Annotated in this window: 24 protein-coding genes; 15 read left to right on the top strand and 9 right to left on the bottom strand. The window is 62.8% G+C overall.

The genetic code is table 11. The annotated features are described in order from the left end of the window. Nucleotides 1–13: 13 nt before the first annotated feature. From CDV44_RS26355 to CDV44_RS26330, 7 genes are all read left to right on the top strand, one after another. Nucleotides 14–3,193 (top strand): efflux RND transporter permease subunit, encoded by a 3,180-nt coding sequence (locus tag CDV44_RS26355; RefSeq protein ID WP_087691584.1) that lies wholly within the window; start codon nucleotides 14–16, stop codon nucleotides 3,191–3,193. Nucleotides 3,194–3,196: 3 nt separating this feature from the next. After that, nucleotides 3,197–4,687 (top strand): AdeC/AdeK/OprM family multidrug efflux complex outer membrane factor, encoded by a 1,491-nt coding sequence (gene adeC / locus CDV44_RS26350; RefSeq protein WP_058377661.1) that lies wholly within the window; start codon nucleotides 3,197–3,199, stop codon nucleotides 4,685–4,687. Between the two features lie 420 nt (nucleotides 4,688–5,107). Then, on the top strand, nucleotides 5,108–5,368 hold the full coding sequence (locus CDV44_RS26345) for an acyl-CoA-binding protein (protein ID WP_058377662.1): 261 nt from the start codon (nucleotides 5,108–5,110) through the stop codon (nucleotides 5,366–5,368). 543 nt (nucleotides 5,369–5,911) lie between these two features. Then, nucleotides 5,912–6,157 (top strand): hypothetical protein, encoded by a 246-nt coding sequence (locus CDV44_RS27880; protein WP_141118814.1) that lies wholly within the window; start codon nucleotides 5,912–5,914, stop codon nucleotides 6,155–6,157. Then, nucleotides 6,154–7,125: a PilW family protein gene (locus tag CDV44_RS26340; protein ID WP_087691583.1), complete on the top strand. Its 972-nt coding sequence runs from the start codon at nucleotides 6,154–6,156 to the stop codon at nucleotides 7,123–7,125. Before CDV44_RS27880 ends, CDV44_RS26340 begins: the two co-directional genes overlap by 4 nt. Further along, nucleotides 7,104–7,826, top strand: a complete 723-nt coding sequence (locus CDV44_RS26335; protein WP_141118813.1) for a hypothetical protein — start codon at nucleotides 7,104–7,106, stop codon at nucleotides 7,824–7,826. Before CDV44_RS26340 ends, CDV44_RS26335 begins: the two co-directional genes overlap by 22 nt. Next, the gene (locus tag CDV44_RS26330) at nucleotides 7,823–8,350 is read left to right on the top strand and encodes a GspH/FimT family pseudopilin (protein ID WP_087691581.1); all 528 of its coding nucleotides are present in this window, start codon (nucleotides 7,823–7,825) and stop codon (nucleotides 8,348–8,350) included. Before CDV44_RS26335 ends, CDV44_RS26330 begins: the two co-directional genes overlap by 4 nt. 102 nt (nucleotides 8,351–8,452) lie before the next feature. Here the strand turns inward: CDV44_RS26330 and CDV44_RS26325 are convergent, their stop codons facing one another. The 3 genes from CDV44_RS26325 to CDV44_RS26315 form a co-directional block, all read right to left on the bottom strand. Beyond that, the gene (locus tag CDV44_RS26325; RefSeq protein ID WP_087691580.1) at nucleotides 8,453–9,001 is read right to left on the bottom strand and encodes a DUF3318 domain-containing protein; all 549 of its coding nucleotides are present in this window, start codon (nucleotides 8,999–9,001) and stop codon (nucleotides 8,453–8,455) included. Between the two features lie 13 nt (nucleotides 9,002–9,014). Next, nucleotides 9,015–9,398 carry a phage holin family protein gene (locus CDV44_RS26320; protein ID WP_087691579.1) on the bottom strand — a complete coding sequence of 128 codons (384 nt, stop codon included), beginning with the start codon at nucleotides 9,396–9,398 and terminating at the stop codon, nucleotides 9,015–9,017. Nucleotides 9,399–9,561: 163 nt separating this feature from the next. Then, nucleotides 9,562–9,837, bottom strand: a complete 276-nt coding sequence (locus tag CDV44_RS26315; protein ID WP_087691578.1) for a YqjD family protein — start codon at nucleotides 9,835–9,837, stop codon at nucleotides 9,562–9,564. Between the two features lie 252 nt (nucleotides 9,838–10,089). Between CDV44_RS26315 and CDV44_RS26310 the strand changes: the two genes are divergently transcribed. Further along, complete coding sequence (locus CDV44_RS26310) at nucleotides 10,090–10,728, top strand: peroxiredoxin (protein WP_058377668.1); 639 nt, start codon at nucleotides 10,090–10,092, stop codon at nucleotides 10,726–10,728. 315 nt (nucleotides 10,729–11,043) lie between these two features. Here the strand turns inward: CDV44_RS26310 and CDV44_RS26305 are convergent, their stop codons facing one another. Further along, nucleotides 11,044–12,237, bottom strand: a complete 1,194-nt coding sequence (locus CDV44_RS26305) for an acyl-CoA dehydrogenase (RefSeq protein WP_058377669.1) — start codon at nucleotides 12,235–12,237, stop codon at nucleotides 11,044–11,046. Nucleotides 12,238–12,440: 203 nt separating this feature from the next. On the opposite strand from CDV44_RS26305, the gene CDV44_RS26300 reads away from it, so the two are divergent. Continuing rightward, nucleotides 12,441–13,289, top strand: coding sequence for an IclR family transcriptional regulator (locus tag CDV44_RS26300; RefSeq protein ID WP_249277740.1), 849 nt, complete (start codon nucleotides 12,441–12,443; stop codon nucleotides 13,287–13,289). 132 nt (nucleotides 13,290–13,421) lie between these two features. On the opposite strand, the gene kynA is transcribed toward CDV44_RS26300, so the two are convergent. The 5 genes from kynA to CDV44_RS26275 all read right to left on the bottom strand — a co-directional run bounded on the left by kynA (nucleotide 13,422) and on the right by CDV44_RS26275 (nucleotide 17,852). Next, complete coding sequence (gene kynA / locus CDV44_RS26295; protein WP_087691577.1) at nucleotides 13,422–14,441, bottom strand: tryptophan 2,3-dioxygenase; 1,020 nt, start codon at nucleotides 14,439–14,441, stop codon at nucleotides 13,422–13,424. A 15-nt stretch (nucleotides 14,442–14,456) separates the two neighbouring features. After that, on the bottom strand, nucleotides 14,457–15,710 hold the full coding sequence (kynU, locus tag CDV44_RS26290; protein WP_087691576.1) for a kynureninase: 1,254 nt from the start codon (nucleotides 15,708–15,710) through the stop codon (nucleotides 14,457–14,459). 185 nt (nucleotides 15,711–15,895) lie between these two features. Then, complete coding sequence (gene kynB / locus CDV44_RS26285) at nucleotides 15,896–16,555, bottom strand: arylformamidase (protein WP_087691575.1); 660 nt, start codon at nucleotides 16,553–16,555, stop codon at nucleotides 15,896–15,898. A gap of 324 nt (nucleotides 16,556–16,879) precedes the next feature. Further along, complete coding sequence (locus CDV44_RS26280) at nucleotides 16,880–17,317, bottom strand: MarR family winged helix-turn-helix transcriptional regulator (RefSeq protein ID WP_087691574.1); 438 nt, start codon at nucleotides 17,315–17,317, stop codon at nucleotides 16,880–16,882. A gap of 16 nt (nucleotides 17,318–17,333) precedes the next feature. Next, nucleotides 17,334–17,852, bottom strand: coding sequence for a flavin reductase family protein (locus CDV44_RS26275; RefSeq protein WP_058377675.1), 519 nt, complete (start codon nucleotides 17,850–17,852; stop codon nucleotides 17,334–17,336). 160 nt (nucleotides 17,853–18,012) lie between these two features. On the opposite strand from CDV44_RS26275, the gene CDV44_RS26270 reads away from it, so the two are divergent. The 6 genes from CDV44_RS26270 to CDV44_RS26245 all read left to right on the top strand — a co-directional run bounded on the left by CDV44_RS26270 (nucleotide 18,013) and on the right by CDV44_RS26245 (nucleotide 24,545). After that, nucleotides 18,013–19,059 (top strand): peptidase M29, encoded by a 1,047-nt coding sequence (locus tag CDV44_RS26270; RefSeq protein ID WP_087691573.1) that lies wholly within the window; start codon nucleotides 18,013–18,015, stop codon nucleotides 19,057–19,059. After that, nucleotides 19,056–19,880 (top strand): alpha/beta fold hydrolase, encoded by an 825-nt coding sequence (locus CDV44_RS26265; protein ID WP_087691572.1) that lies wholly within the window; start codon nucleotides 19,056–19,058, stop codon nucleotides 19,878–19,880. Before CDV44_RS26270 ends, CDV44_RS26265 begins: the two co-directional genes overlap by 4 nt. Nucleotides 19,881–19,889: 9 nt before the next feature. Next, entirely contained in the window at nucleotides 19,890–21,134 is a 1,245-nt protein-coding gene (locus tag CDV44_RS26260; protein ID WP_087691571.1) for an acyl-CoA dehydrogenase family protein, read from the top strand. 83 nt (nucleotides 21,135–21,217) lie between these two features. After that, nucleotides 21,218–22,780 (top strand): class I adenylate-forming enzyme family protein, encoded by a 1,563-nt coding sequence (locus CDV44_RS26255; protein ID WP_087691570.1) that lies wholly within the window; start codon nucleotides 21,218–21,220, stop codon nucleotides 22,778–22,780. A 244-nt stretch (nucleotides 22,781–23,024) separates the two neighbouring features. Continuing rightward, nucleotides 23,025–23,771: an IclR family transcriptional regulator gene (locus tag CDV44_RS26250; RefSeq protein WP_058377680.1), complete on the top strand. Its 747-nt coding sequence runs from the start codon at nucleotides 23,025–23,027 to the stop codon at nucleotides 23,769–23,771. A 36-nt stretch (nucleotides 23,772–23,807) separates the two neighbouring features. Further along, the gene (locus CDV44_RS26245) at nucleotides 23,808–24,545 is read left to right on the top strand and encodes a transporter substrate-binding domain-containing protein (RefSeq protein WP_058377681.1); all 738 of its coding nucleotides are present in this window, start codon (nucleotides 23,808–23,810) and stop codon (nucleotides 24,543–24,545) included. The last annotated feature ends 20 nt before the right edge of the window (nucleotides 24,546–24,565 follow it).

Raw genomic sequence — 24,565 nt, 5'->3', positions numbered from 1 at the left:
CGGAGCCTTATTCATGGCAAAGTTTTTTATCGATCGCCCGATTTTTGCGTGGGTGATCGCGATTGTCATCATGCTGGCCGGTGCGCTTTCGATCCTGAAGCTGCCGGTCTCGCAATATCCGCCCATCGCACCGCCTTCGGTGCAGATCACCGCGACCTACCCGGGCGCTTCGGCGCAGACCGTGCAGGATACGGTTACGCAGGTGATCGAGCAGCAGATGAACGGGATCGACAACCTCGAGTACATGTCGTCGACGTCTGACGGCTCGGGTACGGCACAGATCACGCTGACCTTCTCGCAGGGCACGAACCCCGACATCGCACAGGTGCAGGTGCAGAACAAACTGCAACTTGCCACGCCGCTGCTGCCGCAGCAGGTGCAACAGCAAGGTATCAAGGTGGCCAAGGCGACCAAGAACTTCTTGCTGGTGATCGGTGCGTATTCCGACGACGGTCAGATGACCGACATCGACTTGGCGAACTACATCGCAGCCAACGTGCAGGATCCGATCAGCCGTGTGAACGGCGTGGGTCAGGTGCAGCTGTTCGGCTCGCAGTACGCCATGCGTGTCTGGGTCGATCCGCAGAAGCTCAACGGCTACAACCTGACGGTTATCGACGTTTCGAACGCGATTCAGTCGCAGAACGTGCAGATTTCGGCGGGTGAGCTGGGCGGTGCACCGGCAGTCAAGGGGCAGCAGCTTAACGCCACCGTGACGGCCCAAAGCCGTCTGCAAACGCCGGAGCAGTTCCGCAAGATTCTGCTGAAGGTGAACAAGGACGGCTCGCAGGTTCGTCTGGGCGACGTCGCGCGTATCGAACTCGGCGGTGAGTCGTATCAGGTGGTGGCACGCTACAACGGCAAGCCCGCTGCCGGTCTGGCCATTACGCTGGCCACCGGTGCCAACGCGCTGCAAACGGCAACTGCCGTCAAGCAGGCCGTCACCGAGCTGGAGCCGTACTTCCCGCCCAGCATGAAGGTCGACTACCCGTACGACACCACGCCGTTCGTGAAGATCTCGATCGAGGAAGTGATCAAGACCCTCATCGAAGGTATCGTGCTCGTGTTCCTCGTGATGTATCTGTTCCTGCAAAACCTGCGGGCGACGATCATCCCGACGATTGCCGTGCCGGTCGTGTTGCTGGGTACGTTCGGCATCATGGGCGCGGCAGGTTTCTCGATCAACACGCTATCGATGTTCGGGTTGGTGCTCGCCATTGGTCTGCTCGTCGACGATGCCATCGTGGTGGTGGAAAACGTCGAGCGGGTGATGGCCGAAGAGGGGCTGAGTCCGAAGGAAGCGACCAAGAAGGCCATGGACCAGATCATCGGTGCACTGGTCGGCGTGGCGCTGGTGCTCTCGGCCGTGTTCGTGCCGATGGCGTTCTTCGGCGGCTCGACGGGCGCTATTTATCGCCAGTTCTCGCTGACCATCGTGGCGGCCATGGCGTTGTCGGTGCTGGTGGCTATCGTGCTCACGCCGGCCATGTGCGCGACGATTCTCAAGCCGATCAAGAAGGGCGAAGTGCACGAGAAGCGCGGCTTCTTCGGCTGGTTCAACCGCACGTTCGACAAGGGTTCGAAGAAGTATCAGAGCCAGGTCGAGCGCATTCTCAAGCGCAGCGCACCGCTGATGATCGTCTACGTGGTGATCGTGGCGGCGGTGGGTTTCCTGTTCGTGCGCATGCCGACGGCCTTCTTGCCGGATGAAGATCAGGGCTACTTCTTCAACCTGGTGCAGTTGCCGCCGGGCGCGACGCAAGAGCGCACGCTCGAAGTCATGAAGCAGGTCGAGAAGCACTACCTCGAGAAGGAAAAGGACGCCGTGCGTTCGATCTTCACGGTGACCGGCTTCGGCTTCAACGGCCGTGGTCAGAACGTGGGTCTGGCCTTCACGATGCTGCGTCCGTGGGAAGACCGTCAGTCGTCCGACCTCAAGGTGCAGGCGGTGATTGCGCGCTCCTATCAGGCTTTTGCAAGCGTGAAGGACGCCATGATCTTCGCGATCAACCCGCCGTCGGTGCCTGAACTGGGTAACGCGGGCGGTATCGACTTCGAACTGCAAGATCGCGCGGGTCTCGGCCACGATGCGTTGATGGCGGCACGTAACCAGATGCTGGGTGCGGCGGCGAAGAACCCGAACCTCGCGAACATGCGTCCGAACGGTCTCGACGACACGCCACAGTACAAGGTGGACGTCGACGAAGAAAAGGCGTCTGCGCTGGGCCTGTCGATTGCCGACGTGTACAGCACGCTCTCGGCGTCGTGGGGTTCGTCGTACGTCAACGACTTTATCGACCGTGGCCGTGTGAAGAAGGTGTACGTGATGGCAGAGGCAAAGGACCGCATGCTGCCGCAGGACATCAACAAACTCTTCGTACGTAACGCCAGCGGGACGATGGTGCCGTTCTCGGCCTTCGCAACCGGCAAGTGGACTTACGGCTCGCCACGTCTGGAGCGCTACAACGGTGTGCCGGCAGTGGAAATTCAGGGCATGCCTGCGCCGGGCAAGTCGAGCGGTGACGCCATGAAGGCGGTCGAGGAGATTGCCAAGGATCTCCCGCCGGGTATCGGTCTGGAATGGACGGGGCTGTCGTTTGAAGAGCGCATTTCCGGCTCGCAGGCACCGGCGCTGTACGCCATCTCGATCCTGATCGTGTTCTTGTGTCTGGCCGCGTTGTATGAGAGCTGGTCGATTCCGTTCTCGGTGATTCTGGTGGTGCCGCTGGGTGTGTTGGGTGCACTGTTGGCTGCGTCGCTGCGGGGGTTGTCGAACGACGTGTACTTCCAGGTGGGTCTGTTGACGACCGTGGGTCTGTCGGCGAAGAACGCGATTCTGATCGTGGAATTCGCCAAGGATCTGCAAATGCAGGGCCGCACACTGATGGAAGCGACGATGGAAGCCGTGCGACTGCGTCTGCGACCGATTCTGATGACGTCGATGGCGTTCATTCTCGGGGTGCTGCCGCTCGCGATTTCCAACGGTGCCGGCTCGGCTTCGCAGCACGCTATCGGTACCGGCGTGATCGGCGGTATGCTGGCGGCAACGTTCCTCGCGATCTACTACGTGCCTGTCTTCTTCGTGCTGGTGCGCAAGCGCTTCGCTCATGAAAACCTGGACACCGTGGAACATCCGGAAGCCCGTCATGAAGCACCGGACGCGCCCGAAGGCCCCGCCAAGGAAGGAAACTGACCTATGAAGCACAAAGCATTGCCGATTGCCTTGGCGGCAGCGTTCCTGGCAGGCTGTACCCTCGCGCCGCACTATGAGCGGCCCGAGGCACCGGTCTCCACGACGTTCCCCACTGGCCCGGCTTACAAGACGCCTGGTGCGGCCAACCAGAACGGCGCGACCGATCGCAATGCGGTCATCGCGGCCGAGCTGGGCTGGCGCGACTTCTTTACCGATCCGCGTTTGCAGAAGCTGATCGAGATCGCGTTGGAGAACAACCGCGATCTGCGAGTCTCGATGTTGAACGTGGATGCTGCGCGCGCGCAGTATCAGATCCAGCGTGCGGCGTTGCTGCCGAACGTTGGCGTGGCAGGGCAGGGTTCGGTGCAGCGTTCACCGGCTGACCTGTCGTCGTCGGGGCGTGCGGGCATCAGCCGCAGCTATCAGGTCGGTGTGGGCTTCACGTCGTATGAACTCGATCTGTTCGGTCGTATCCAGAGCCTGAAGGATCAGGCGTTGGAGACGTACCTTTCGACCGAAGACAACGCGAAGGCTGCGCAGATCACGCTGGTGTCGGAAGTCGCTTCGGCGTATCTGACGTTGCTGGCCGATCAGGAACTGCTCAAGCTCACGTCCGACACGCTCAAGAGCCAGCAATCGTCGTACGACCTGACCAAGCGCAGTTTTGACGTGGGCACGGCCTCCGGGCTGGATCTGCGTCAGGCGCAGACGCCGGTCGATACGGCGCGTGCGAACTTTGCGCAGTACACGCGTCAGGTCGCACAGGACGAGAACGCGCTGACGCTGCTCATCGGCCAGCCGTTGCCGGCCGATCTGCCGTCAGGGCGTCCGCTCGACGGGCAAGGGCTGTTGGCCGATCTGCCGGCGGGTCTGCCGTCCGATCTGCTGCTGCGCCGCCCGGACATTACGGCTGCCGAGCACACGCTCAAGGGTGCCAACGCCAACATTGGCGCGGCACGTGCGGCGTTCTTCCCGTCGATCTCGCTCACCGCGAGCGCGGGCACGGCGAGCGCGTCGTTGAGCAACTTGTTCAAGGGTGGTCAGGGTGCGTGGGCGTTTGCGCCGACCATCACGTTGCCGATCTTCGCGGGCGGGCAGAACATCGCCAACCTCGAATTGGCCAAGGTGCAAAAGCGTATCGACATCGCGCAGTACGAGAAGTCGATTCAGACGGCGTTCCGCGAAGTCTCGGACGGGCTGGCCGCACGCGGCACGCTCGACGATCAGGTGTCGGCGCAAGAGTCGCTCGTGAAGGCGAGCGACGAGAGCTACAAGCTCTCGGATCTGCGCTACCGCAACGGCGTGGACAGCTACCTGAATGCGCTGGTTTCGCAGCGCTCGCTGTACACGGCGCAGCAGTCGCTGATCGCGACGCGTCTGGCCCGCTGGACCAACCTCGTGACGCTGTACAAGGCGCTCGGCGGCGGTTGGGAAGAGCGTACCGTCCCGGCGAACGCCAACGCCGCATCGGCACCGGCAGCATCGGCGTCGTGATGGTGTCGTGATCGCGTCGTGATCGTGTCGTAATGGCACCGCGAGACGTCTTGCCGATGTAAATTTTCGGCGCGCGATTGTCTCGCCAGCCTGCAAGACTTGTAGTGTGAGACGCCCGGCAACTCGCCGGGCGTTTTTCATTTGCGCGTGCGTGTGGCGTTGACGACGCGCGGTGCACGGGTTGGTTCGCGTGTCGTTCTGACGCGTGCGTGCGCGTAACGTAGTGATACAACGCCAGCGAAATGCTCACAGTTCCCGAGAGGTTTAGACGCAGGGTTCTACGCTGGCCTCTACCTCGCGTGAGGCTTCATCGTTATCCTTGCCCCAGTTGTATTCGCAACACACCGGGCGTCGACGCAAGTGATGGCAATCGACGCGCGGTGCACTTATAAGCTGACCGTTTTTCCAGGGAGAGACACCATGAGCGATCTTCAAGCCCGTTTCGACGAGGCAGTGGCACAGTCCAAGACGCTGCCCGAACGCCCCGACAATCTCACGCTGCTGCGCATTTACGCGCTGTACAAGCAAGGCACGGAAGGCGACGTGTCGGGCGCACGTCCGGGCGCGATGGATTTCGTCGGCCGCGCCAAGTACGACGCGTGGGAAATGCTCAAGGGCAAGACGAAAGACGACGTGCAACAAGCGTACGTCGAGCTGATCGAAACGCTCAAGCAGGGCTGATCGCGAAACGTTGAGGTCGTGAGGCGGCGGTTGTTGCTGCCGTTGTTGACGGTCTCGATGGTTTTCGCGTGAGAAGGAACGGCGACTTTGGTCGCCGTTTTTTTTTTGCCCGGACGGATGTGGATGTGCCTTGATGTGGCCCCTGTGTCCACTGTGGTGCATTGTGTTTGCGGAGTGCGGGCGCGTATGGAGCGGTGGTTTTTGCGGTGGTGTCTGATTGGCGTGAGACGTGTGCGGAGCGACGATGAACGCGTTATTCACCCAACGAGGTAGCGAAGCATGCAACAGGATCGCAGACATCAACAGCGCCGGTCCGACCGGAAGACGCAGCGCGATGCTGCCCGTGGGAAGGGGCGCAGGGTCGTCGTGCTGACGCCGCGCGACGTGTCGAAAAGCGCGCTGCAACGCTTGGCGCATGCGGCACGGGTAAATCACGTCGGGCCTACGGAGCAGCCGGGAAGTCGGCCAGATGCCGGGCGGACGGCGCTGGCAGCACTCCCCGCACCAGCACGACTAACACGACCAGCGCTATCGGCGCTGCCTGTGCCATGTAAGCCCGCGGCTGCCGGGCAGCGAGATGCGTCGTCGCCCGGCAGGCTGGCGGGCCTGCGACGTACCCGCGCCCACCGCGCGCGAATGCGCGGCGCCGCGTTGCTCGAAGTGATGTTCATGGCGTCGGTGCTGCTTGCCGGTGCCGGTGGATTCGCTAACTGGCAGGCAGTCGACGGCATGCCACAGCAAGCTTCGGCGATTGCCGACGGTGTGCAGCAAAGCGGGGAGCTGTCATGAGACTTTTTGTCACTGGTCGGCGTCGGTGCCCCTTCGGCGCGCGGCATGCGAGGGGTTTCACGCTGCTGGAACTCACGCTTGCGATGCCATTAGGTCTGTTGGTGGTGATGGCCGCCATCGCCATCTATCTCGCGGGCCTCAGGCTCTGGCGCGTGCAGGTAGCGCGGCTGGACGTACAGCAACGCGCCGTCTTTGCGCTGACGCAACTCACGCGTGCCGTCCAGATGGCGGGCTATCGCAACTGGGATCCGATGGAAGGCGGTGCGATGCCGCCCCCCACAGGCAAGCGTGATTGGATTTCACTTCGTGCTGCGGACGAATGCGCGAACAGCATTGAGACATGTCCACGCCGGGGCTGGCAGGGGAGCGCACTCATGGAAGTGCAGTACCACGGGGCTGGTGTGAAACCCGGTAACGGTGCGATTCAGAACTGCGGCGGGAAACGCGCGCCAACGACCTTCTACTCAAACGATCGACATATCAACATTTTCTACGTCGCCAAGGGCGAGGATGGCTCGCCGTCGCTGTTCTGCCGATACAACGACCCGGAAAAAATGCCGTCGAAGCTGAAGTCGGGGCAGGTGTTGGTGGCGGGCGTCGAGGCGATGTATGTGCGATTGGGTGTGCGCGGTGGTGGCAGTCGCGTTCTCGGCGGAGAACGGATGTTCTGGATTGATCCGGTGAAAAGTGCACGAGGAAAGCCACCTCTCGTGCCCATTGGCATACGCGATTGGGAAGACGTCGAGGCGGTGGCTTTTTCGCTTGTACTGCGTGGCGCGCCTCGTGCGGGCGCGAAGAAAGGCATCGCACGCGTGGTCGAGGTCTTCGACGCGAAGTCTGGCGGGGGGATGTACAAGCGGCTTCCCGATGCGGGTCAGTTCCACCTGCATGTGTTTACGGCCATCGCGCATCGACGCAACGACGGCGGCTTCGGCAAGGAGGCCGCGTGGTTGGCGTCTTCCTCATGATGTGGCTGGCGGCGCTCATGACGTTGGCGGCGTCGGGCTCACATCATCGCCAGTTGTCGGGTCGCTTCGCGGAGTACACGAATGATCGGGCGCGCGCGTTTGCGGCGGCGGAGGGTGCACTCTCCGAGGCGCGGCACTGGCTGACTCACGACGCAAATGCGGTGGACATTGCCTCGGCACGAGACGATGCCGCTGGCCCATACGGCATCCTTGCGCCCGAGAACCGTATCGATTGGCCGCTGGCTCGCGCGCGACGCTGGCAGACGATGCGCTGGGACAGTCGCGACACGACGAGTGAATCGTCACGCGGACGGTACTTTGTCGAGCGGATCGCTTATGCGCCGGAAGCGCTCGCCATCGCCATCGGCGGTGGTGCCCGAGCGGCTGGGTCAATCGTGCCGACGGAATCCGGGAAGCGGGATACGTTGCCGCGTCGGTACCGGGTCAGTGCGGTGGGGTATGCCGACCTGCCGGGCACGAACGTGTATTTGCAGGCGATCTATGAGGTCAGGCGTGCGTCGGCCCCGGAAGGTGCCGCCAGCGGGGCGGTATCCGTATTCACGTCACGGCGACTGAACTGGCGTGAGGTGACGGTCTGGCAGCGTTCTTCGCCCGAGGTGCGTAATGACCGGAGTGATCGCGGCGGGCGTGGAGGGCGTGGAGAGCAGGGCCGCTGGGGCGGTTGGGGGAGGGGGCGATGATCGAAACCGGTGATCGTCCGAAGCGTTCGCGCGGCATCACCTTGCTGGAGTGCGTGGTGGTGACGGCCGTGTTGGCGATCGCCATGCTGGCAGCCGCGCCGTCGATACAGGCGGTTCGCAATCGGGTGGCGGTCGAGATCACGGCGCGCGCGCTGCTTGCCGCGATCAATACGGCGAAAGCGGAAGCGTTGGGGCGACACCGCCGGGTGACCATCGCCCCTCACGATGGCAAGCAATGGAACAGCGGATGGGTGACGTTCATTGACGATAACCTCAACGATCGCCACGACGCCGGCGAGCGTTACCTGGCCCGCTACGCCCCGTTGCCGAGCGGTGTGGACATCAAGACGACATGGTCGCTCTACCAGCAGCCGGTGGTGGCATTCGAAGAAAACGGATTCATGCGGGTCGAGAAGGGAGGGTGGCTATCGGGAAACATCGAGATCCGCGGCCACGAGCGGTGCATTCGCATCACCTTTAACGCCTACGGGCGGCCGCGCGTGGCGATGGCTTGCGACGTATGAGTTCGACGATGACGTGAAAACACATCGGCCGACGCACGAGGCGTCGGCCGACGGGTTCAAAGCATGGGAGATGAAAGGACGAGCCTGCTAAGGACGCGCGAGCTAAATGAGCGGCGGCGCCCCGCCATCGTTCGCGCCGGGCTTGGTGGTACGCGTCGAAGTCGTACTCCCGGCTGTGTTCGATTGCCCGGTGGTGGCTGTCGTTGAGGAGGCACCATCGGTGGTATCGCCCGGCGTCTTCGATTGCTGCCACATCTTGAAGCCTTGATAAGCCAGCACACCAAGGCCGCCCCACTTGAGGCCACGGCGTACGACGCGCCCGACCGGCGTATGCGACAAACCGGTCAGTGCGATGGACGCGACGGAGCTGACGAGCGGGTAGCGTTCAAGCAGGCCGCCGAGCTTCAGGCCGGAGCCGGCGAGCCCGCCAAGGCCACCGAGGCCGCTGAGCTTCGAGAGGCCGCCGGGCAGCAAATAGCGCATCCAGCGGAAATTGCGCAGGCGTTCGCGCGTGTTGTGCGTTACCTGAATCAACTCGGCGCGTTCGACGGCGATACGAGTGAGTACCAGTTCCTTGCGAATCGCCAGCAGGTCGTGACGCGAGCGCCGCGAGGGGCGCTGGCGCCGGGTGCGATTGGGTTCTAGCGGCACGGGGCGGTCTCCTTCAGTCCGGACGCAGGGCGTCGCGGTCCTTTTCGAACTCGGCCAGCGTGGCCTCGAACGGCATCGGGGCATCGCGCAGGATATTGCGTGCGCGCAGTGCGCACCACAAGGCGAGCAGCAGATACACGATGAAAATGCCGGTCATCGCCTGGAGACGATACGTGTCCCAGAACACCACGATGACCAGGGCGGTCAGCGAGACGAGCGAGAGAACGCCAAAGAGCATCGCGGCAAGGCCAAGGAAGGCCACACCCATCAGGCGCTCTTTTTCCTCGGTGAGTTCGATGCCGATCAGTTCGATGCGCGACTGGACGATCTCGAGCAACGCGCCGGCGATGCGCCGCAGCGAGGGCCGCGGCGGGGTCGTGCGATCATTGTCGGTCATGGGCTGGGCTCGGCGGGCCGCCCGAACCTTTGCGCCATGGCGCTGGGTCAGGCGAGCTCCGCTTCAGACTGAGTGGGCGAATAGCGAGTAGCGGGCAGCTAGTCAGCGGTGCTGTGAACCGTTCGCGCCGGCAACCGCCGACGCAACACTGACTGACAACAGCTTACTTGCGGTTGAGCAACAGGCCGATCACCACGCCGATACCGGCGGCGATGCCCACGGCTTGCCACGGATGATCGTGCACGTAGTCGTCGGTCACGCGGGCCGCTTGCTTGCTCTTTTCCACCACGACGACTTGCACGTCGGAGGCTTTTTCCTTCGCTTGCTTGAGCAGCGCCAATGCCTTGTCGCTCAGCTCGGATGCGCGTTCGCCGGTCGTGTTCGCGGCTTGCTTGAGCAGGTCTTCGGCGTCAGCCAATACGGTTTTGATGTCCGTCATGAACTTCTCCTAGTTGGTATGCACTTGCGACAAAGTCGTCACCCAATTGCCTTGGGAGTCAATGCAAAAAGGGCTAAGGTTGGATATGGGGGTTATCGTAACGCTTTCAACGTGTCGTTGCCAGAAAACAACAGCCGTTGCGGCGCTATATTTCCAATTCTTATTTGCAACCAATTTTTTATTCGTTCTTGCAAAGCTTAGCATCCTTTAGTCTTTACCCCACTCAGTTGAAGGATCTCAAGGAGACCGTAAATGACTTTGCGTTTGGGTGACATCGCTCCCGACTTCGAGCAGGACTCGTCGGTTGGCACTATCAAGTTTCACGAATACCTCGGCAATGGCTGGGGCGTTCTGTTCTCCCACCCGGCCGACTACACGCCGGTGTGCACGACCGAACTGGGTCTGACCGCCAAACTGAAAGGCGAGTTCGAAAAGCGTAACGTCAAGGCCATCGCTTTGTCGGTGGACGATGCCGAGTCGCACAAGGGCTGGATCAGCGATATCAACGAAACGCAGAACACCTCGGTCAACTTCCCGATCCTGGCTGACGCCGACCGCAAGGTTTCGCAGCTGTATGACATGATCCACCCGAACGCCAGCGAAACCGTGACGGTGCGCTCGTTGTTCGTGATCGATCCGAAGAAGAAGGTGCGCCTGATCATCACCTACCCGGCAAGCACGGGCCGCAACTTCGACGAAATCCTGCGCGTCATCGACTCGCTGCAACTGACCGACAACTACTCGGTCGCCACCCCGGGCAACTGGAAAGATGGCGAAGACGTGGTGATCGTGCCGTCGCTCAAGGACGAAGCCGTGCTTAAGGAAAAATTCCCGAAGGGCTACAAGGCCGTGCGTCCGTACCTGCGTCTGACGCCGCAACCGAACAAGTAATCGGCCGTGCGTACCCGGTGGCGAGGCCACCGGCGGACACAAAAAAAGCCAGCTCGAGAGAGCTGGCTTTTTGTTTTGCAGGTGGATCTTCCACCGGCTACTTGCTCGGCCATGCAGTCCGCGTCTTACCCGGTCTGCCACTAGCTTTTCAGTCGGCATGACTGCTTGTCGGGTACGCGCCGTTGCTCGGGGGATTGACGGCCCGCAACACGCGGCCTGAGAACGACGCGTACCCGACAAGTCGGGCAAAGCGCGAACCATACCGCTAGTGCATACGGTTCGCGCTTTTGATCCTGCGAGAGGATCGGCAGACGATCAGAAGAACGCCTGAATACCCGTTTGGGCGCGGCCCAGAATCAGCGCGTGGATGTCGTGCGTGCCTTCGTACGTGTTGACCACTTCGAGGTTCACGAGGTGGCGCGCGATGCCGAATTCGTCCGAGATGCCGTTGCCGCCGAGCATGTCACGCGCGAGACGTGCCACGTCGAGGGCCTTGCCGCACGAGTTGCGCTTCATGATCGAGGTGATCTCGACCGCAGCCGTGCCGTCGTCCTTCATGCGACCCAGACGCAGGCAGCCTTGCAGGCCCAGCGTAATTTCGGTCTGCATGTCGGCGAGCTTCTTCTGAATCAGTTGGTTGGCGGCAAGCGGGCGGCCAAACTGCTGACGATCGAGCACGTATTGACGTGCCGTGTGCCAGCAGTATTCGGCGGCACCCAGCGCGCCCCACGCAATGCCGTAACGTGCCGAGTTCAGGCAGGTGAACGGACCCTTCAGTCCCGAGACACCCGGCATCAGGTTTTCTTCCGGCACGAACACTTGATCCAGCACGATTTCGCCGGTGATCGACGCGCGCAAACCCACCTTGCCGTGGATTGCCGGGGCCGACAGACCCTTCCAGCCCTTTTCCAGAATAAAGCCGCGAATCTTTTCTTCGCCGTTCTCGTCAGCGAGCTTCGCCCACACGACGAAGACATCGGCGATCGGCGAATTGGTGATCCACATCTTGCTGCCGCTCAGCTCGAAGCCGCCAGCGACCTTCTTCGCGCGGGTGATCATGCCGGCCGGGTCCGAGCCGTGGTTCGGTTCGGTCAGGCCGAAACAGCCGATCCACTCGCCGCTGGCCAGCTTCGGCAGGTACTTCTGCTTCTGTGCTTCGCTGCCGAATTCATAGATCGGCACCATCACGAGCGACGACTGCACCGACATCATCGAGCGGTAACCCGAGTCGACACGCTCCACTTCGCGCGCGATCAGACCGTACGCCACGTAGCTCAGGCCCGGGCCGCCATACTCCTCGGGAATCGTCGGGCCGAGCAGGCCGATTTCACCCATTTCGCGGAAGATCGCGGCGTCGGTGCGTTCGTGACGGAATGCCTCGAGCACGCGCGGCATGAGCTTGTCGTTCGAGTACGCCGCAGCGGCGTCACGAATCATGCGCTCGTCGCTGGTGAGCTGTGCGTCGAGCAACAGCGGATCTTCCCAATGAAATTGTGCGTTGCCTGCCATGACCTATCTCCTCCGATGTCCTCGAAAAACAGTCTCGCGACCTGTGTCGATTCAGCGAGTTTGCGGAAATCGACGTCTTGACGAAAGTTCCGCAATGCGGAACAATGTTCTGAAATCGAAGTTAGTTTAACACTAAAGTTTTTTGTCGGGCAACGGCTGGTGCGCGCACCGGCCGTCCTTTATTTCTTGACGCGGAGTGTGCGATGGCTGTGGTCAAAACGTCTTTGTCTGCCTTTGCCGGGGCGCCGGCGCATGGTGTGCCGCCGTCGCATGATGAGCGCAAGTTCGTGACGGCGCTCGCGCGGGGCCTTGAGTTACTGCGGGCATTCGGTCCTGACGACGCATTGCTCGGCAACCGCGACTTTGCGGCGCGCACCGGGTTGCCGAAGGCGACCGTGAGCCGGCTGGCGTACACGCTCACCGAACTGGGCTATCTGCGTTACGACGTCGATCTTGGCAAATACGCACTCGACGCCGGTGTGCTGGCACTCGGCTACGCCTTCCTGAACGGCACGGACATGTTGACGCTTGCACGTCCGCACATGCGCGCGCTGGCGAAGGAAATGGGGTGTTCGATTTCGCTCGGCTGTCGCGAGGGACTCGACATGATGTACCTCGAAACCATCCGCAGCGACGCCGCGCACCTCACGCTGGGGCTGACGGCCGGCTCACGCCTGTCCATGCTGACGAGTTCGATGGGGCGCGTCTACCTCGCGGTGATGACGCCGACCGAGCGCGAGACCATGCTGGCCGACCTGCACGACGCTTACGACGCCAATCCGGCGGCGCTGCGCAATATTGGCTGGGCCGCGCTGGAGGCGAGCGTGGAGAAGGGGCTGGAGTCGTACAAGCGCGAAGGCTGCTGCTACTCGTTTCGCGAGTGGCACGAGGGGGTGAACGCGGTGGCGGTCCCGCTGCGCGACGTGCGGCAGAACCGATGGCTGGCCATCAGTTGCAGCGGCCCGTCGTCATCGATTCCCGACGCGGTGTTCCGCGATGAAATCGGCCCGCGATTGAAACAACTGGCGGCACGCCTGACCGGGCAGGCGTAATCAACAGATCGCCAAATCACCACGGCCCGGATGTTCGACTGAACGATCCGGGCCGTCGATAGAACAATGCCGGCAGCAACGCCACCGGCATCAACAACCTCACTGCCGCATTACAACAACCTCACGGCAAGCTCACAGCAACGTACGCACGTGCCAAAGCTCCGGGAACAGCACCACGTCGAGCATCTTGCGCAGATAAGGGGCACCGTTGGTGCCGCCCGTCCCTTGCTTGAAGCCGATGATGCGCTCCACCGTCGTCACGTGACGGAAGCGCCACTGACGGAACGCATCTTCGAGATCGACCAGTTCCTCGGCCATCTCGTAAAGCTCCCAGTGCTGCGACGGGTTGCGATACACCTCAAGCCAGGCCGCCTCCACGCTCTCGTCATGCGGCGTCGGCAACGTCCAGTCGCGATCGAGCCGCGCCGGGGAAATTGCAAAACCGCGACGCGCCAGCAAACGCACCACCTCGTCGTAGAACGACGGCGCGTTCAGCGCCGCTTCCACTAGCTTGAACAAGTCCGGCCGATGCTCGTGAGGCTTGAGCATCGCCGAGTTCTTGTTGCCCAGCATGAACTCGAGAATGCGGTACTGGTACGACTGGAAGCCCGATGAGCTACCCAGCGACGGACGCATCGACGAATACTCCGATGGCGTCATCGTCGCGAGCACGCTCCACGCCTGCACTAACTGCTCAAGAATGCGCGACACACGAGCGAGCATCTTGAACGCAGGCGGCAGCGCGTCGTTGTGCACCGCCGTGCGCGCAGCCTGCAACTCGTAGAGCGCCAGCTTCATCCACAACTCGCTCGTCTGATGCTGAATGATGAACAGCATCTCGTTGTGATCGGTCGAGCGCGGATGTTGCGCATTGAGAATCGGATCGAGCGACAGATAGTCGCCGTAGCTCATGCTCTTCGAGAAGTCGAGCTTGGCGTCGTGCCATTGCGAGTCGCCCGCCGAGACAGACGACGAAGCAGTCGACGATGCGGTCGATCCAGCAGCCGAGGCCGCAGCAGCACTGCCCGCCGCCGGTGCGTCGGCCGATGCGCCGTGTCCGAACGGGCAACCGCCCTGCGGCGCATCAGGCGCTTGTGACGCCTTGCCCGGGAGGTCATGCACGTTGCTGGCGGGGGTAGAGGTCTTTGTCATGCGTACTGCTCCTGCTTAGGTCACCGTGCCACGGCGATGGAATTCGGGCTTGTCCCACGAACCGGTGGTGAGCACGTCGCGCAGAATCTCGACCGAGTCCCACACATCGGCAAAGCTCGTGTACAGCGGCGTCATGCCGAAGCGCATGATGCGCGGCTCGCGGTAGTCACCGATCACGCCACGGGCGATCAGCGCCTGAATCACGGCAAAACCTTCCGGATGCTCGAAGCTCACCTGCGAACCACGGTCGGCGTGGTTGCGCGGCGTCACCAGCGTGAGCGGGAACTCGGCGCAACGTTCTTCCACCAGCTTGATGAACAGGTCCGTGAGGGCCAGCGACTTGCGGCGCAGTGCTTCCATCGACGTTTGCGCAAAGATGTCCAGACCGCATTGCACGAGCGCGAGCGAGACGATCGGTTGCGTGCCGCAGAGGTAGCGGCCGATACCGTCGTCCGGCGTGTATTCCGGCGTCATGGCAAACGGCGTGCGGTGACCCCACCAGCCCGACAGCGGTTGCCAGAACGTGTCCTGATGACGCTTGTTCACCCACACGAATGCGGGCGAGCCCGGGCCGCCGTTCAGATACTTGTACGTGCAACCCACGGCGTAGTCGGCGTTCGCGCCGTTCAGGTCGACTGGCACCGCGCCGGCCGAATGGCACAGGTCCCACACGGCGAGTGCGCCGGCGGCGTGAATCTCGGCCGTGCGAGCCGCCATGTCGTACATCGCGCCCGTGCGGTAGTTCACGTGCGTGAGCAGTACCACGGCCACGTCATCGCCCAACGCGCCCACCAGTTCGGCCGGCGAGTCGATCAGGCGCAGCGAATAGCCGTCGTCGAGCAGGCGCGTGAGGCCTTGCACGATGTACAGATCGGTCGGGAAGTTGCTGCGCTCGGAGACGACCACCTTGCGTTGCGGTGCGCGCGTACGTTGCGCATCGAGCGCAGCAGCCATCACCTTGAAGAGGTTGCTCGACGTCGTGTCGGTCACCACCACTTCACCCTTGCCGGCACCGACGATCGGTGCCATCGCATCGCCCAGCGTGCGCGGCAGTGCAAACCAGTTGGCATCGTTCCAGCTGCGAATCAGGCCGTTGCCCCATTCACCGGTAATCACTTCTTGCGCGCGCTTGGCCGAGGCGATCGGACGCGCACCCAGTGAGTTGCCATCGAGATAGATCACGCCCTGCGGCAGGTCGAATTGTGCGCGCAGCGGGGCAAGCGGATCGGCCGCGTCGAGGGCCAAACAGTCATTGCGGGAAGACGTCATGGTGTCAGGTATTGAATAAAGACAATGCGTTAAAAATCGAAAAGGTTTGTGAAGTGCAAGGTCATCGTCGCCACTCTCGGCGGGTTCGCCGCGTGACGACGATGTCCTTCGTACGGCCCGCGTCAGTCCTTCATTTCATCCGTTCGAGAAGGACCGCGCGTGGCTCTGTGTGTTTGTCAGCCGTTTCAGGTGAGCGAGCGCAACACGGCGCGCACGGGGCTCGCATCGAGCCGCATGAACTTGAGCGGCAGCGCAATCAATTCGTAATCGGCCGGGGCAATCGCATCGAGCACGAGTCCTTCGAGAATCGCCATGCGATGCGCGCGAATGCGATGGTGTGCATCCATCGTTTTGCTTTCCTGCGGATCGAGCGACGGCGTGTCGATGCCTACGAGCTTTACGCCGTGCGAGGCAAGCAGATCGATCGTCTCGGCAGCGACGGCACAAAACGCGCTGTCCCAACGAGACACCGGTGCTTGTTGGTAAGTCCGCAGCAACACGCGCGGCGGCACGTCGGCCAGATGCGCGGCAACCATGTCCGGCGTGACCACCGGCGAAGCGCCGAGGCAATGGATCACGCGGCAGGGCCCCAGATAGGTTTCCAGCGCCACCTCGCCGATGCACGCACCGTCCTCGTCGTAATGACGCGGGGCATCGGCATGCGCGCCCGTGTGCGGCGACAGGGTGATGCGTCCGACATTGACGGGGCACCCGGGGCCGATCTGCCACACCGCTTCTTCCGAAAACGGCGTGTCGCCCGGCCAGGCCGGTGTGTCGGTCGAGAGCGGGGGGCTGATATCCCACACGCGACGCGTGTCGGTGCGGTGGTTGTGGGGTGCGGTCATGGCCTTGCTCAAATACAAGATTCGATACAGGGCATCTTAGAAGAATTCGCGTTGCAAGTGCTTGCGTATTCGCTGGCTGCGGCGAGCGCATTCGCCGCCGTACAAACGCTTTTATGGATTATTCGACAGAAAATTCGACAATGTGGCGAAGTGGTCGAATTTATAACCAATCGTGCCGTGTCGTTTAGGACAGCGCCGTGTCAGGTCCGGAATGGACCCAAGCAGAGGATCTGGCGTGAGGGGGGGGAGGTGCTGAAGGGCTCGCCGTGGGTGCCGGGCGGCACCGGCCAATGCGATCCAGCACAGACCAAAGTTGCCAACGCGTCAGCGCGCCATTTCGTCGATGAGCCGACGCAGCGTGTCCTTGAGTTGCGACGACTGCTCGGCGCCGAAGCGTGCAAGCACACCGGCTTCATGGTGGCGCGCACTGACCAGCAGCGGCGCAACGCGCTCGCGACCCGCGTCGGTCAGCGAGACGAGCGACTGGCGACGATCGGTCGGGCTGTCGCCGCGCACCACATCGCCGGTCGCCTCCAGCCGGTCGATGACCTTGGTCACCGTCGGCTGCTTGGCGAGCACGATATCGGCAAGTTGATTGATGGTGCGCGCCTGCCCGTCGGAGAGCGTGGCCAACACGCGCCACTCGGATACCCCCAGACCGGCAGCCGCGACTTCGCGATGAAACTCATCGGAGACGAGCGCACTCGCGCGGGCGAGCAGATACGCCAGATAGTCGTCGACAAACGGCACGCCCGCTCCCATCCCCATGACCCCGCGCTTACCCGAGCGACTGCGGCTTGTGGAAGCCGCCGGCGTGGAAGACGAGCGGCATGCGATTGGCCACATCGGCGTGCACACCGCAACGTTCCACTTCGCCCACGAAGATGACGTGATCGCCTTCGTCGTAGCGGCTGCGGTTATGGCACTCGAACCACGCGAGCGCACCGTCGAGCACCGGCGTGCCTGACGCCGAGAGCGTGTACGGCACCCCCGCGAAACGGTCGCCCTTCATCGTGGCAAAGCGCTGGCAGATGTCGAGTTGATCGGCCGCCAGCACATTCACGGCGTAGTGCGAGTTCTCGCGAAACACCGGCATGCTGCCCGCGCGCGTCGCGAGGCTCCACAGAATGAGCGGCGGCGTCAGCGACACCGAATTGAAGGAGCTTGCCGTAATACCGATGAGCGAGCCGTCGTCGGCGCGCGTGGTAATGACCGTGACGCCCGTGGCAAATTGCCCGAGTGCCTGGCGAAAGGCGGCGTTGTCGAAATCTGGCGCCGTGGCGCGTTTGGCGTTCACTGTCCCTGCACTCCCGTCGGGCAAATTTGATCGGGTTGATTTGTATGAATATTCATATACTATGGCACGAACAACAGATCGACAAGACGCGTGACGGCCGACGATGTGCCATGGGGCATGGGCCCCTGGCAGGCGGGAGGTCAGACGCTCAGGAGACGATATGCTGATCGAGCGAATCGAGCATAAGTGGATCGACGTATTTGCCGAGACCTTGCGGCGCTGCGACATACAACCCGGTGATGTGGTGGCGATTGTAGCTGAAACGCAATCCCGGCCTGTCAATGTGGAATTAGCCGAACTCGCCGCTCAGGCGCTCGGCGCGAGGCCTTTCCGACTGGTCGTACCGAGCCCGCGCGTGAGCGCGCCGGTGCCCGTGCGCTCCACCGGCGCCAGCGATGCACTAGGGCAGCTTGCCCCTGTCGTGGCGGCCCTCAAGGGGGCAGCGCTGGTCGTCGACTGCACCGTGGAAGGGCTGCTGCACGCCCCCGAACTGCCCGAGATTCTGGGCGGCGGCGCGCGCGTGCTGATGGTCTCGAACGAACACCCCGAAATTCTGGAACGCTGTGCCACCGACCCGGCATTGGAGCCGAAAGTGCGCGCCTCGATCAAGCGTTTGCGCAGTGCAGCAGAAATGCACGTCACCTCGAAAGCCGGTACCGATTTGCGCATCAGTTTGCGTGACGCGCGCGTCGGCGGTGTCTGGGGCTGGTGCGCGAAACCGGGACAAGTGGCTCACTGGCCGGGCGGTCTCGCACTGGCATTCCCCGCCGCACACAGCGTCAACGGTCAACTCGTGCTGGCACCCGGTGACATCAATCTCACGTTCAAACAGTACTTGCGCGACCGCATCGCGCTCACGGTCGAGGACGATTACGTCGTCGAGATCGAGGGCGATGGCGTCGACGTCGATCTCATGCGCGAGTACTTCGCCGCGTGGGGCGACCGCGACGCCTACGCGGTGTCGCATGTCGGTTTCGGCCTGAACCAACGTGCCCGCTGGGATGCGCTCGCCTGTTACGACAAACGCGACTGCAACGGCACAGAGCAACGCGCTTTCGCCGGTAACTTCCTCTATTCGACTGGGGCGAACGAGGTGGCGGGGCGTCATACCCTGGGTCACTTCGACCTGCCGCTGCGCCGCTGCACCATTGCGCTCGACGGCGACGTCGTCGTACGCGACGGATTACTGCAAGGCGAGTTCGCATGACGGCCGCCAGCACAACGGCGCCCGCCTTCCGATCGGCGGGCGAGGGGCCTCTGACGCTGGTGCTGTTGCACGGCATCGGTGGCAACCGCAACGTCTGGCCGGCGCAATTCGACACCTTTACGCGCGACGGGCATCGCGTCGTCGCCTGGGACATGCCCGGCTACGGCGAGAGCCCGATGCCCGCAACCGCCACGATGGCCGCGCTGGCCGACAGCCTGCGCGCCTTGCTCGATGCTTTGACGACGACAGGCGCTTCGCGCTTCGTGCTCGTCGGGCACAGCATGGGCGGCATGGTGGCGCAGGAACTGATGGCGCGCGGCGAACCGTTCACGCGCGATGTGGCGGCGCTGGTGCTCTGCGGCACATCGCCCGCGTTCGGCAAACCGGATGGCGATTTTCAGCGCGAATTCGTGCGTCAGCGCACCGCGCCGCTCGATGCGGGCAAGACACTGCGCCAGATGGCCGAAGCCATTGTGCCCGGCATGCTGGGTGAGCCCGACGAAGCGACACGCGCAAGCGCCCACGCCATTGCCGTGGACGCCATGGGCGCACTCACGCCCGATGCGTATCGCGCGGCGTTGCAGGCGCTCGTCGGTTTCGAGCAACGTGCGGCGCTCGCGCGTCTCACCGTGCCGGTGCTGCTCATTGCCGGCGAACACGACACGAATGCCCCGCCTAAGGTGATGGCGCGCATGGCGGAAGCGATCGTCAATGCCCCCACCGTTCGTTACGTCTGCCTGCCCTGCGCGGGCCATCTGATGAATCTGACGCATGCGACGCCGTTCGACGTCGAAGTGCGCGCTTTCCTCGCAACACTCTAGGAGACAACCGTGGCCTATCAGCCCCCTTCGATCGTCGGCGAACACTATCCGCTCACCGACAAGCAACGTCGTCTGCTGGCGCTCGCCGAGCAGGTGGGACGCGAGTCACTCGCGCCGCGCGCCGCGCGCTGGGACCGTGAAGCGACGTTCCCGTTCGAGAACTACGACGACATGCGTGCCGCCGGGCTGCTCAAGCTCTGCATTCCCGAAGCGCACGGCGGGCTGGGGGCGGACTTCGCCACGTACATGATGGTGTCGGCCGAACTGGGCCGTCACTGCGGCGCGACTGCGCTCACGTTCAACATGCATACGTGTTCGATGATGTGGACCGGCATTCTGGCCGACGATCTCGACATGACCGAGGAACAGCGCGTCGAACACGCCCGCTACCGCGAGCATCATTTCGCCCGCGTGACGAAAGACGGCGCGGTCTACGCACAGCCGTTCTCCGAAGGCAGCGCGGCCGCCGCAGGCAAGGCCCCGTTCGGCACCACGGCCACCAAGGTCGATGGCGGCTGGATGATCAACGGCCGTAAGATCTTCGCGTCGCTCTCGGGGGCCGCCAACTACTACGGCGTGCTTTGTACCGAAGACAAGCCCGAGCTGTCGATGAAAGACACGATGTATATCGCCGTGCCGGGCGACGCGCCGGGCGTGACGGTCACCGGTGACTGGGACCCGCTGGGCATGCGCGGCACGGTCTCGCGCACGTTGTTGTTCAAAGACGTGTTCGTGGCGGACGAACTGCAACTGATGCCGCGCGGCGTCTACTATCAGGCGGCGAGCCGCTGGCCGCACATGTTCATGACGCTCGCGCCTACTTACATGGGCATCGCGCAGGCGGCCTATGATTTCACCGTGAAATACCTGCGCGGCGAAGCCGAGGGCATGGGCGCACCGATCAAGCGCCGTATGTATCCGACCAAGCAGATCGCGGTGGCGCAGATGCACATCATGCTCGAGCAGACGCGCGCACTTTTCCTGCGTGCGTTGCAGGACGGCCGCGCCGACCCGGGCAAGGAAGCGCGCCTGCGTGCCTACGCTGCGCAATACACGATCATGGAGAACGCCAACGAGATGTGCCGTCTGGCGATTCGCACGTGCGGCGGGCAGTCGATGCTCAAGACGCTGCCACTCGAACGGATGTATCGCGACTCGCGTTGCGGCGCGCTGATGCTGCCGTGGACGGCCGAACTCTGCCTCGATCGCATTGGCCGTGAAGCGCTTTACGAACCGGGCGAACGCGACGATTAAGCCGCACGAATCAGTGGCACGAACAAGTCGCACCAATAAGCGGCACTTTGCAAGCTGAAACACCTCTTGTCACGGAGGACAAGTTGACGCCTTTTGTAGAAGCGCTTGCCCGTCACGCGCGCGCCACGCCCGAGCGGCTGGCGCTGCGTTGCGGTGTGGGACAGCAAGCTGAAGAAACCGACTACGCCGCCCTGTGGCGACGCATCGAGCGCGTGGGCGGGCATCTGCGCGAGACGTGGCGTATCGCCCCGGGGGATCGCATTGCGTGCCTCGGTCTCAACGACGAGTTGCAGATCGCGCTGCTGTTTGCGTGTGCGCGCGCCGGGGCGATCTTTCTGCCGCTGAACTTCCGGCTGGCGGTGCCGGAGCTTGCGGCCATCGTGCGTCATGCAGGCGTGCGTGTGCTGTGGTTCGACGCGGAGCATCGCAATGCAGCGCGCGAGATTCGCGACGCGCTCGAACAAGAGGCCATCACCGATCTGCCGCCCCCGGCGATTGCGCCGATCGAAGGCTTGATTGCCGTGCCTTCGATCAAGCCTGTCGTGTATCCCGACGTCGCGCCCGATGCCCCTGTGTTACTGGCGTACACGTCAGGCACGACCGGCGAGCCGAAAGGCGCGTTGCATACACAGGCGGGCCTGCTCGCCAACGCCGAAGCCAGTTGGTGGGCGCACGACATGCGCGCTGACGATCACGTGCTGTCGACGCTGCCGATGTTTCACGTCGGGGGTCTTTGCATTCAGACGCTGCCGGCGTTGCTGCGCGGGGCAAGTGTCACGTTGCACCCGCGTTTCGATCCGGCGGCATGGCTGGCCGACGTGGCATCGCGTCGACCCACACTCTCGTTGATGGTCCCCGCCACCATGCGCGCGGTGCAACTGCATCCCGCATGGCCGGCGACCGATCTGTCGTCGCTGCGCGGCGTCATGGCCGGCTCGTCCGTGGTGCCGTTATCGGCGATCGACGCGTTTCACACACGCGGCATTCCGCTGGGGCAGGTGTACGGTGCGACGGAGACCGGTCCGGTGTCGATTGCGTTGCGCTTCGGCGAAGCCAAGGCCCATCCGGGGGCGGTGGGCCGTGCGTGTCCCGCCGTGGAGGTGCGACTGGCCGACATTTCGGGCAACGAGGTCGCGCCGGGCGAGGTTGGCGAAATCCTCATCCGCGCCCCGAACGTCATGCGCGAATACTGGCGCGCTCCGCAACACGCCTCATTCGTCGAGGGGTGGTTCCGCTCGGGAGACCTTGCGCGCTTGCGCGAGGACGGCTGCTTCGAAGTGGTCGGGCGCAGCAAGGACATGATCATCTCGGGCGGCGAAAACATCTATCCGGCAGAAATCGAAAATGCGCTGGTCGATTGCCCGGGCGTCCTCGAAGCGGCCGTGGTGGGTATTGCCGACGAACGCTGGGGAGAAGTGCCGGTTGCGGCCATCGTCGCTGCACCGGTGGTGGGTGCAGCGGCAGAAGTGACGCCGCAGGCCGTGCTCGATTACCTCGGCACACGCATCGCACGCTTCAAGTTGCCGCGCCGGGTGGTGATACTCGACACATTGCCGAAAAGCGCGCTTGGGAAAGTGCAAAAACCAATTCTCACCGCGTGGCTATCGAAACCGGAGGATGGGCAAATCCCAACTGCCAGTCGATAATCAGAGGACTTCTTCAAATTACTCTGTAAAACGCCGAACCCCTTGTGAATCGAAGGGGTTCGGCGTTTTAACTTATGTCGCTTACGCAATGCATAAGGGAAAATCCCTATGAGTAAATTCCCATTTTGTTACCATCCCGTGGGAATTCGATTTTTTACTTTGGGAATTTCCTCGCAAGATACGCCCATGTCGTCATCGGCGTTCAACCCCGCCGATTTTTTTGCTTTTTTCTGGTTTTAGGACGATGGACACCACCGAAGCTCACTCGGTCTCCGAACGCGTTTTACAGGTCCTCGTGACCGTAGCGCGTCACGGACGCCCGATCGCGGCACGCGAGATCGCCGCGCAGACGAGCCTGCCGCTCTCCACGGTTTACCGCCACCTCGTACCCCTGAAGAAATGGGGGCTGGTGCAGGAACACGCCCATGAGGCGTTGTATGAACCGGGTCCGGTCGGCGTGCAACTGGCGTGGGGTTTCGACCACAACTCGCATCTTGTCACGCAGGCGCGTGAAGAAATCGACGCCCTTGTGCAGCGCACCGGCGAGACCGTCGGCCTGCTGGTCGCCGCCAACGGTCAGGTGGTCTGCCTCGACATGCACGAGAGCGAGCAATCGCTGCGTTGCTCGTTCGCGAAGGGCCGCGCGCATCCGCTGGTGCACGGCGCCTCGGCCAAGGCCTTGCTCTCCTTCCTGCCGCAAGCGACCCGCGAGACCCTGATCGGCCGTCAGCTGGCTGGCCAGCCGGTCGCGCAGGAGCGTCTGATTGCGCAGGTCGAAGAGATTCGCAAGCAGCGTTATGCGGTGTCCGAGAGCGAAGTGGATTTCGGCGTCTGGGGCGTGTCGGCCCCGGTGTTCGCCGCCAAAGAACGCCTGGAGGGCACCATCACGCTGATGGCGCCGGCCGTGCGCGTGGCTCAGCGCCACGAAGAGCTGATCCGCCTGACCGTGGCGGCAGCCGAGCGTATTTCGAACCGATTGCAATATTTTTAACCGGTTACCCGACCGAGACTACACGAGGAGTACCAGATGAAATTGCGTCACATTCTGTTCACGATGGCGCTGGCCGTCACGTGTTCGAGCAAGGTTTTTGCGGCTGACGACGTGCTGCGTGTCGCCACCGATGCCACCTTCCCGCCGTTCGAATACGTGGAAAACGGTAAGCGTACCGGCTTCGACGTGGAAATGATCGAAGCGCTCGGCAAGGCCATGGGCAAGAAAGTCGAATGGACCGACATCGACTTCAAGGGTCTGATTCCGGCACTGCAATCGAAGCGCGTCGATGTGGCCGCCTCGGCCATCTACATCACCGACGAGCGCCTGAAGGTCGTGAACTTCACGCACCCGTACTACACCGGCGGTCTGGCCATCATGGTCAAGGCTGACAACAACACCATCAAAGAGCCGGCCGATCTGAACGGCAAGAAGGTGTCGGTGCAGGTGGGCACGAAGTCGGTGCAGTTCCTGACGGAAAACTATCCGAAGGTGCAGCGCGTGGAAGTCGAGAAGAACCAGGAAATGTTCAACCTGGTGGAAATCGGCCGTGCTGACGCGGCCGTGACCGGCAAGCCGGCGGCGCTGCTGTACGCCAAGGCACGTCCGGGCGTGAAGGTGCTCGACAAGACGCTGACGATCGAGCGTTATGGTTTTGCCGTGCGCAAGAGCGACACCGAGCTGACCAACGAAATGAACCAGGCGCTGGAAAAGATTCGTGCCGACGGCACCTACGCCGCACTGGTGACCAAGTACTTCGGCACGTCGAAGTAAGTTCGCAAGCCGCAATGACC

This window comes from Pandoraea sp. PE-S2R-1 (assembly GCF_002179865.1).
In the GTDB taxonomy this organism is placed as follows: domain Bacteria; phylum Pseudomonadota; class Gammaproteobacteria; order Burkholderiales; family Burkholderiaceae; genus Pandoraea.
This window is presented reverse-complemented; position numbering and strand designations above follow the sequence as displayed.

Excerpts from the sequence above, each read along its gene's own strand:
- CDV44_RS26355 (WP_087691584.1), top strand. The coding sequence starts at position 14 with ATGGCAAAGTTTTTTATCGATCGCCCGATTTTTGCGTGGGTGATCGCG.
- adeC (WP_058377661.1), top strand. The coding sequence starts at position 3,197 with ATGAAGCACAAAGCATTGCCGATTGCCTTGGCGGCAGCGTTCCTGGCA.
- CDV44_RS26345 (WP_058377662.1), top strand. The coding sequence starts at position 5,108 with ATGAGCGATCTTCAAGCCCGTTTCGACGAGGCAGTGGCACAGTCCAAG.
- CDV44_RS26340 (WP_087691583.1), top strand. The coding sequence starts at position 6,154 with ATGAGACTTTTTGTCACTGGTCGGCGTCGGTGCCCCTTCGGCGCGCGG.
- CDV44_RS26330 (WP_087691581.1), top strand. The coding sequence starts at position 7,823 with ATGATCGAAACCGGTGATCGTCCGAAGCGTTCGCGCGGCATCACCTTG.
- CDV44_RS26320 (WP_087691579.1), bottom strand. The coding sequence starts at position 9,398 with ATGACCGACAATGATCGCACGACCCCGCCGCGGCCCTCGCTGCGGCGC.
- CDV44_RS26315 (WP_087691578.1), bottom strand. The coding sequence starts at position 9,837 with ATGACGGACATCAAAACCGTATTGGCTGACGCCGAAGACCTGCTCAAG.
- CDV44_RS26310 (WP_058377668.1), top strand. The coding sequence starts at position 10,090 with ATGACTTTGCGTTTGGGTGACATCGCTCCCGACTTCGAGCAGGACTCG.
- CDV44_RS26305 (WP_058377669.1), bottom strand. The coding sequence starts at position 12,237 with ATGGCAGGCAACGCACAATTTCATTGGGAAGATCCGCTGTTGCTCGAC.
- CDV44_RS26300 (WP_249277740.1), top strand. The coding sequence starts at position 12,441 with ATGGCTGTGGTCAAAACGTCTTTGTCTGCCTTTGCCGGGGCGCCGGCG.
- kynA (WP_087691577.1), bottom strand. The coding sequence starts at position 14,441 with ATGACAAAGACCTCTACCCCCGCCAGCAACGTGCATGACCTCCCGGGC.
- kynU (WP_087691576.1), bottom strand. The coding sequence starts at position 15,710 with ATGACGTCTTCCCGCAATGACTGTTTGGCCCTCGACGCGGCCGATCCG.
- kynB (WP_087691575.1), bottom strand. The coding sequence starts at position 16,555 with ATGACCGCACCCCACAACCACCGCACCGACACGCGTCGCGTGTGGGAT.
- CDV44_RS26280 (WP_087691574.1), bottom strand. The coding sequence starts at position 17,317 with ATGGGAGCGGGCGTGCCGTTTGTCGACGACTATCTGGCGTATCTGCTC.
- CDV44_RS26270 (WP_087691573.1), top strand. The coding sequence starts at position 18,013 with ATGCTGATCGAGCGAATCGAGCATAAGTGGATCGACGTATTTGCCGAG.
- CDV44_RS26265 (WP_087691572.1), top strand. The coding sequence starts at position 19,056 with ATGACGGCCGCCAGCACAACGGCGCCCGCCTTCCGATCGGCGGGCGAG.
- CDV44_RS26250 (WP_058377680.1), top strand. The coding sequence starts at position 23,025 with ATGGACACCACCGAAGCTCACTCGGTCTCCGAACGCGTTTTACAGGTC.
- CDV44_RS26245 (WP_058377681.1), top strand. The coding sequence starts at position 23,808 with ATGAAATTGCGTCACATTCTGTTCACGATGGCGCTGGCCGTCACGTGT.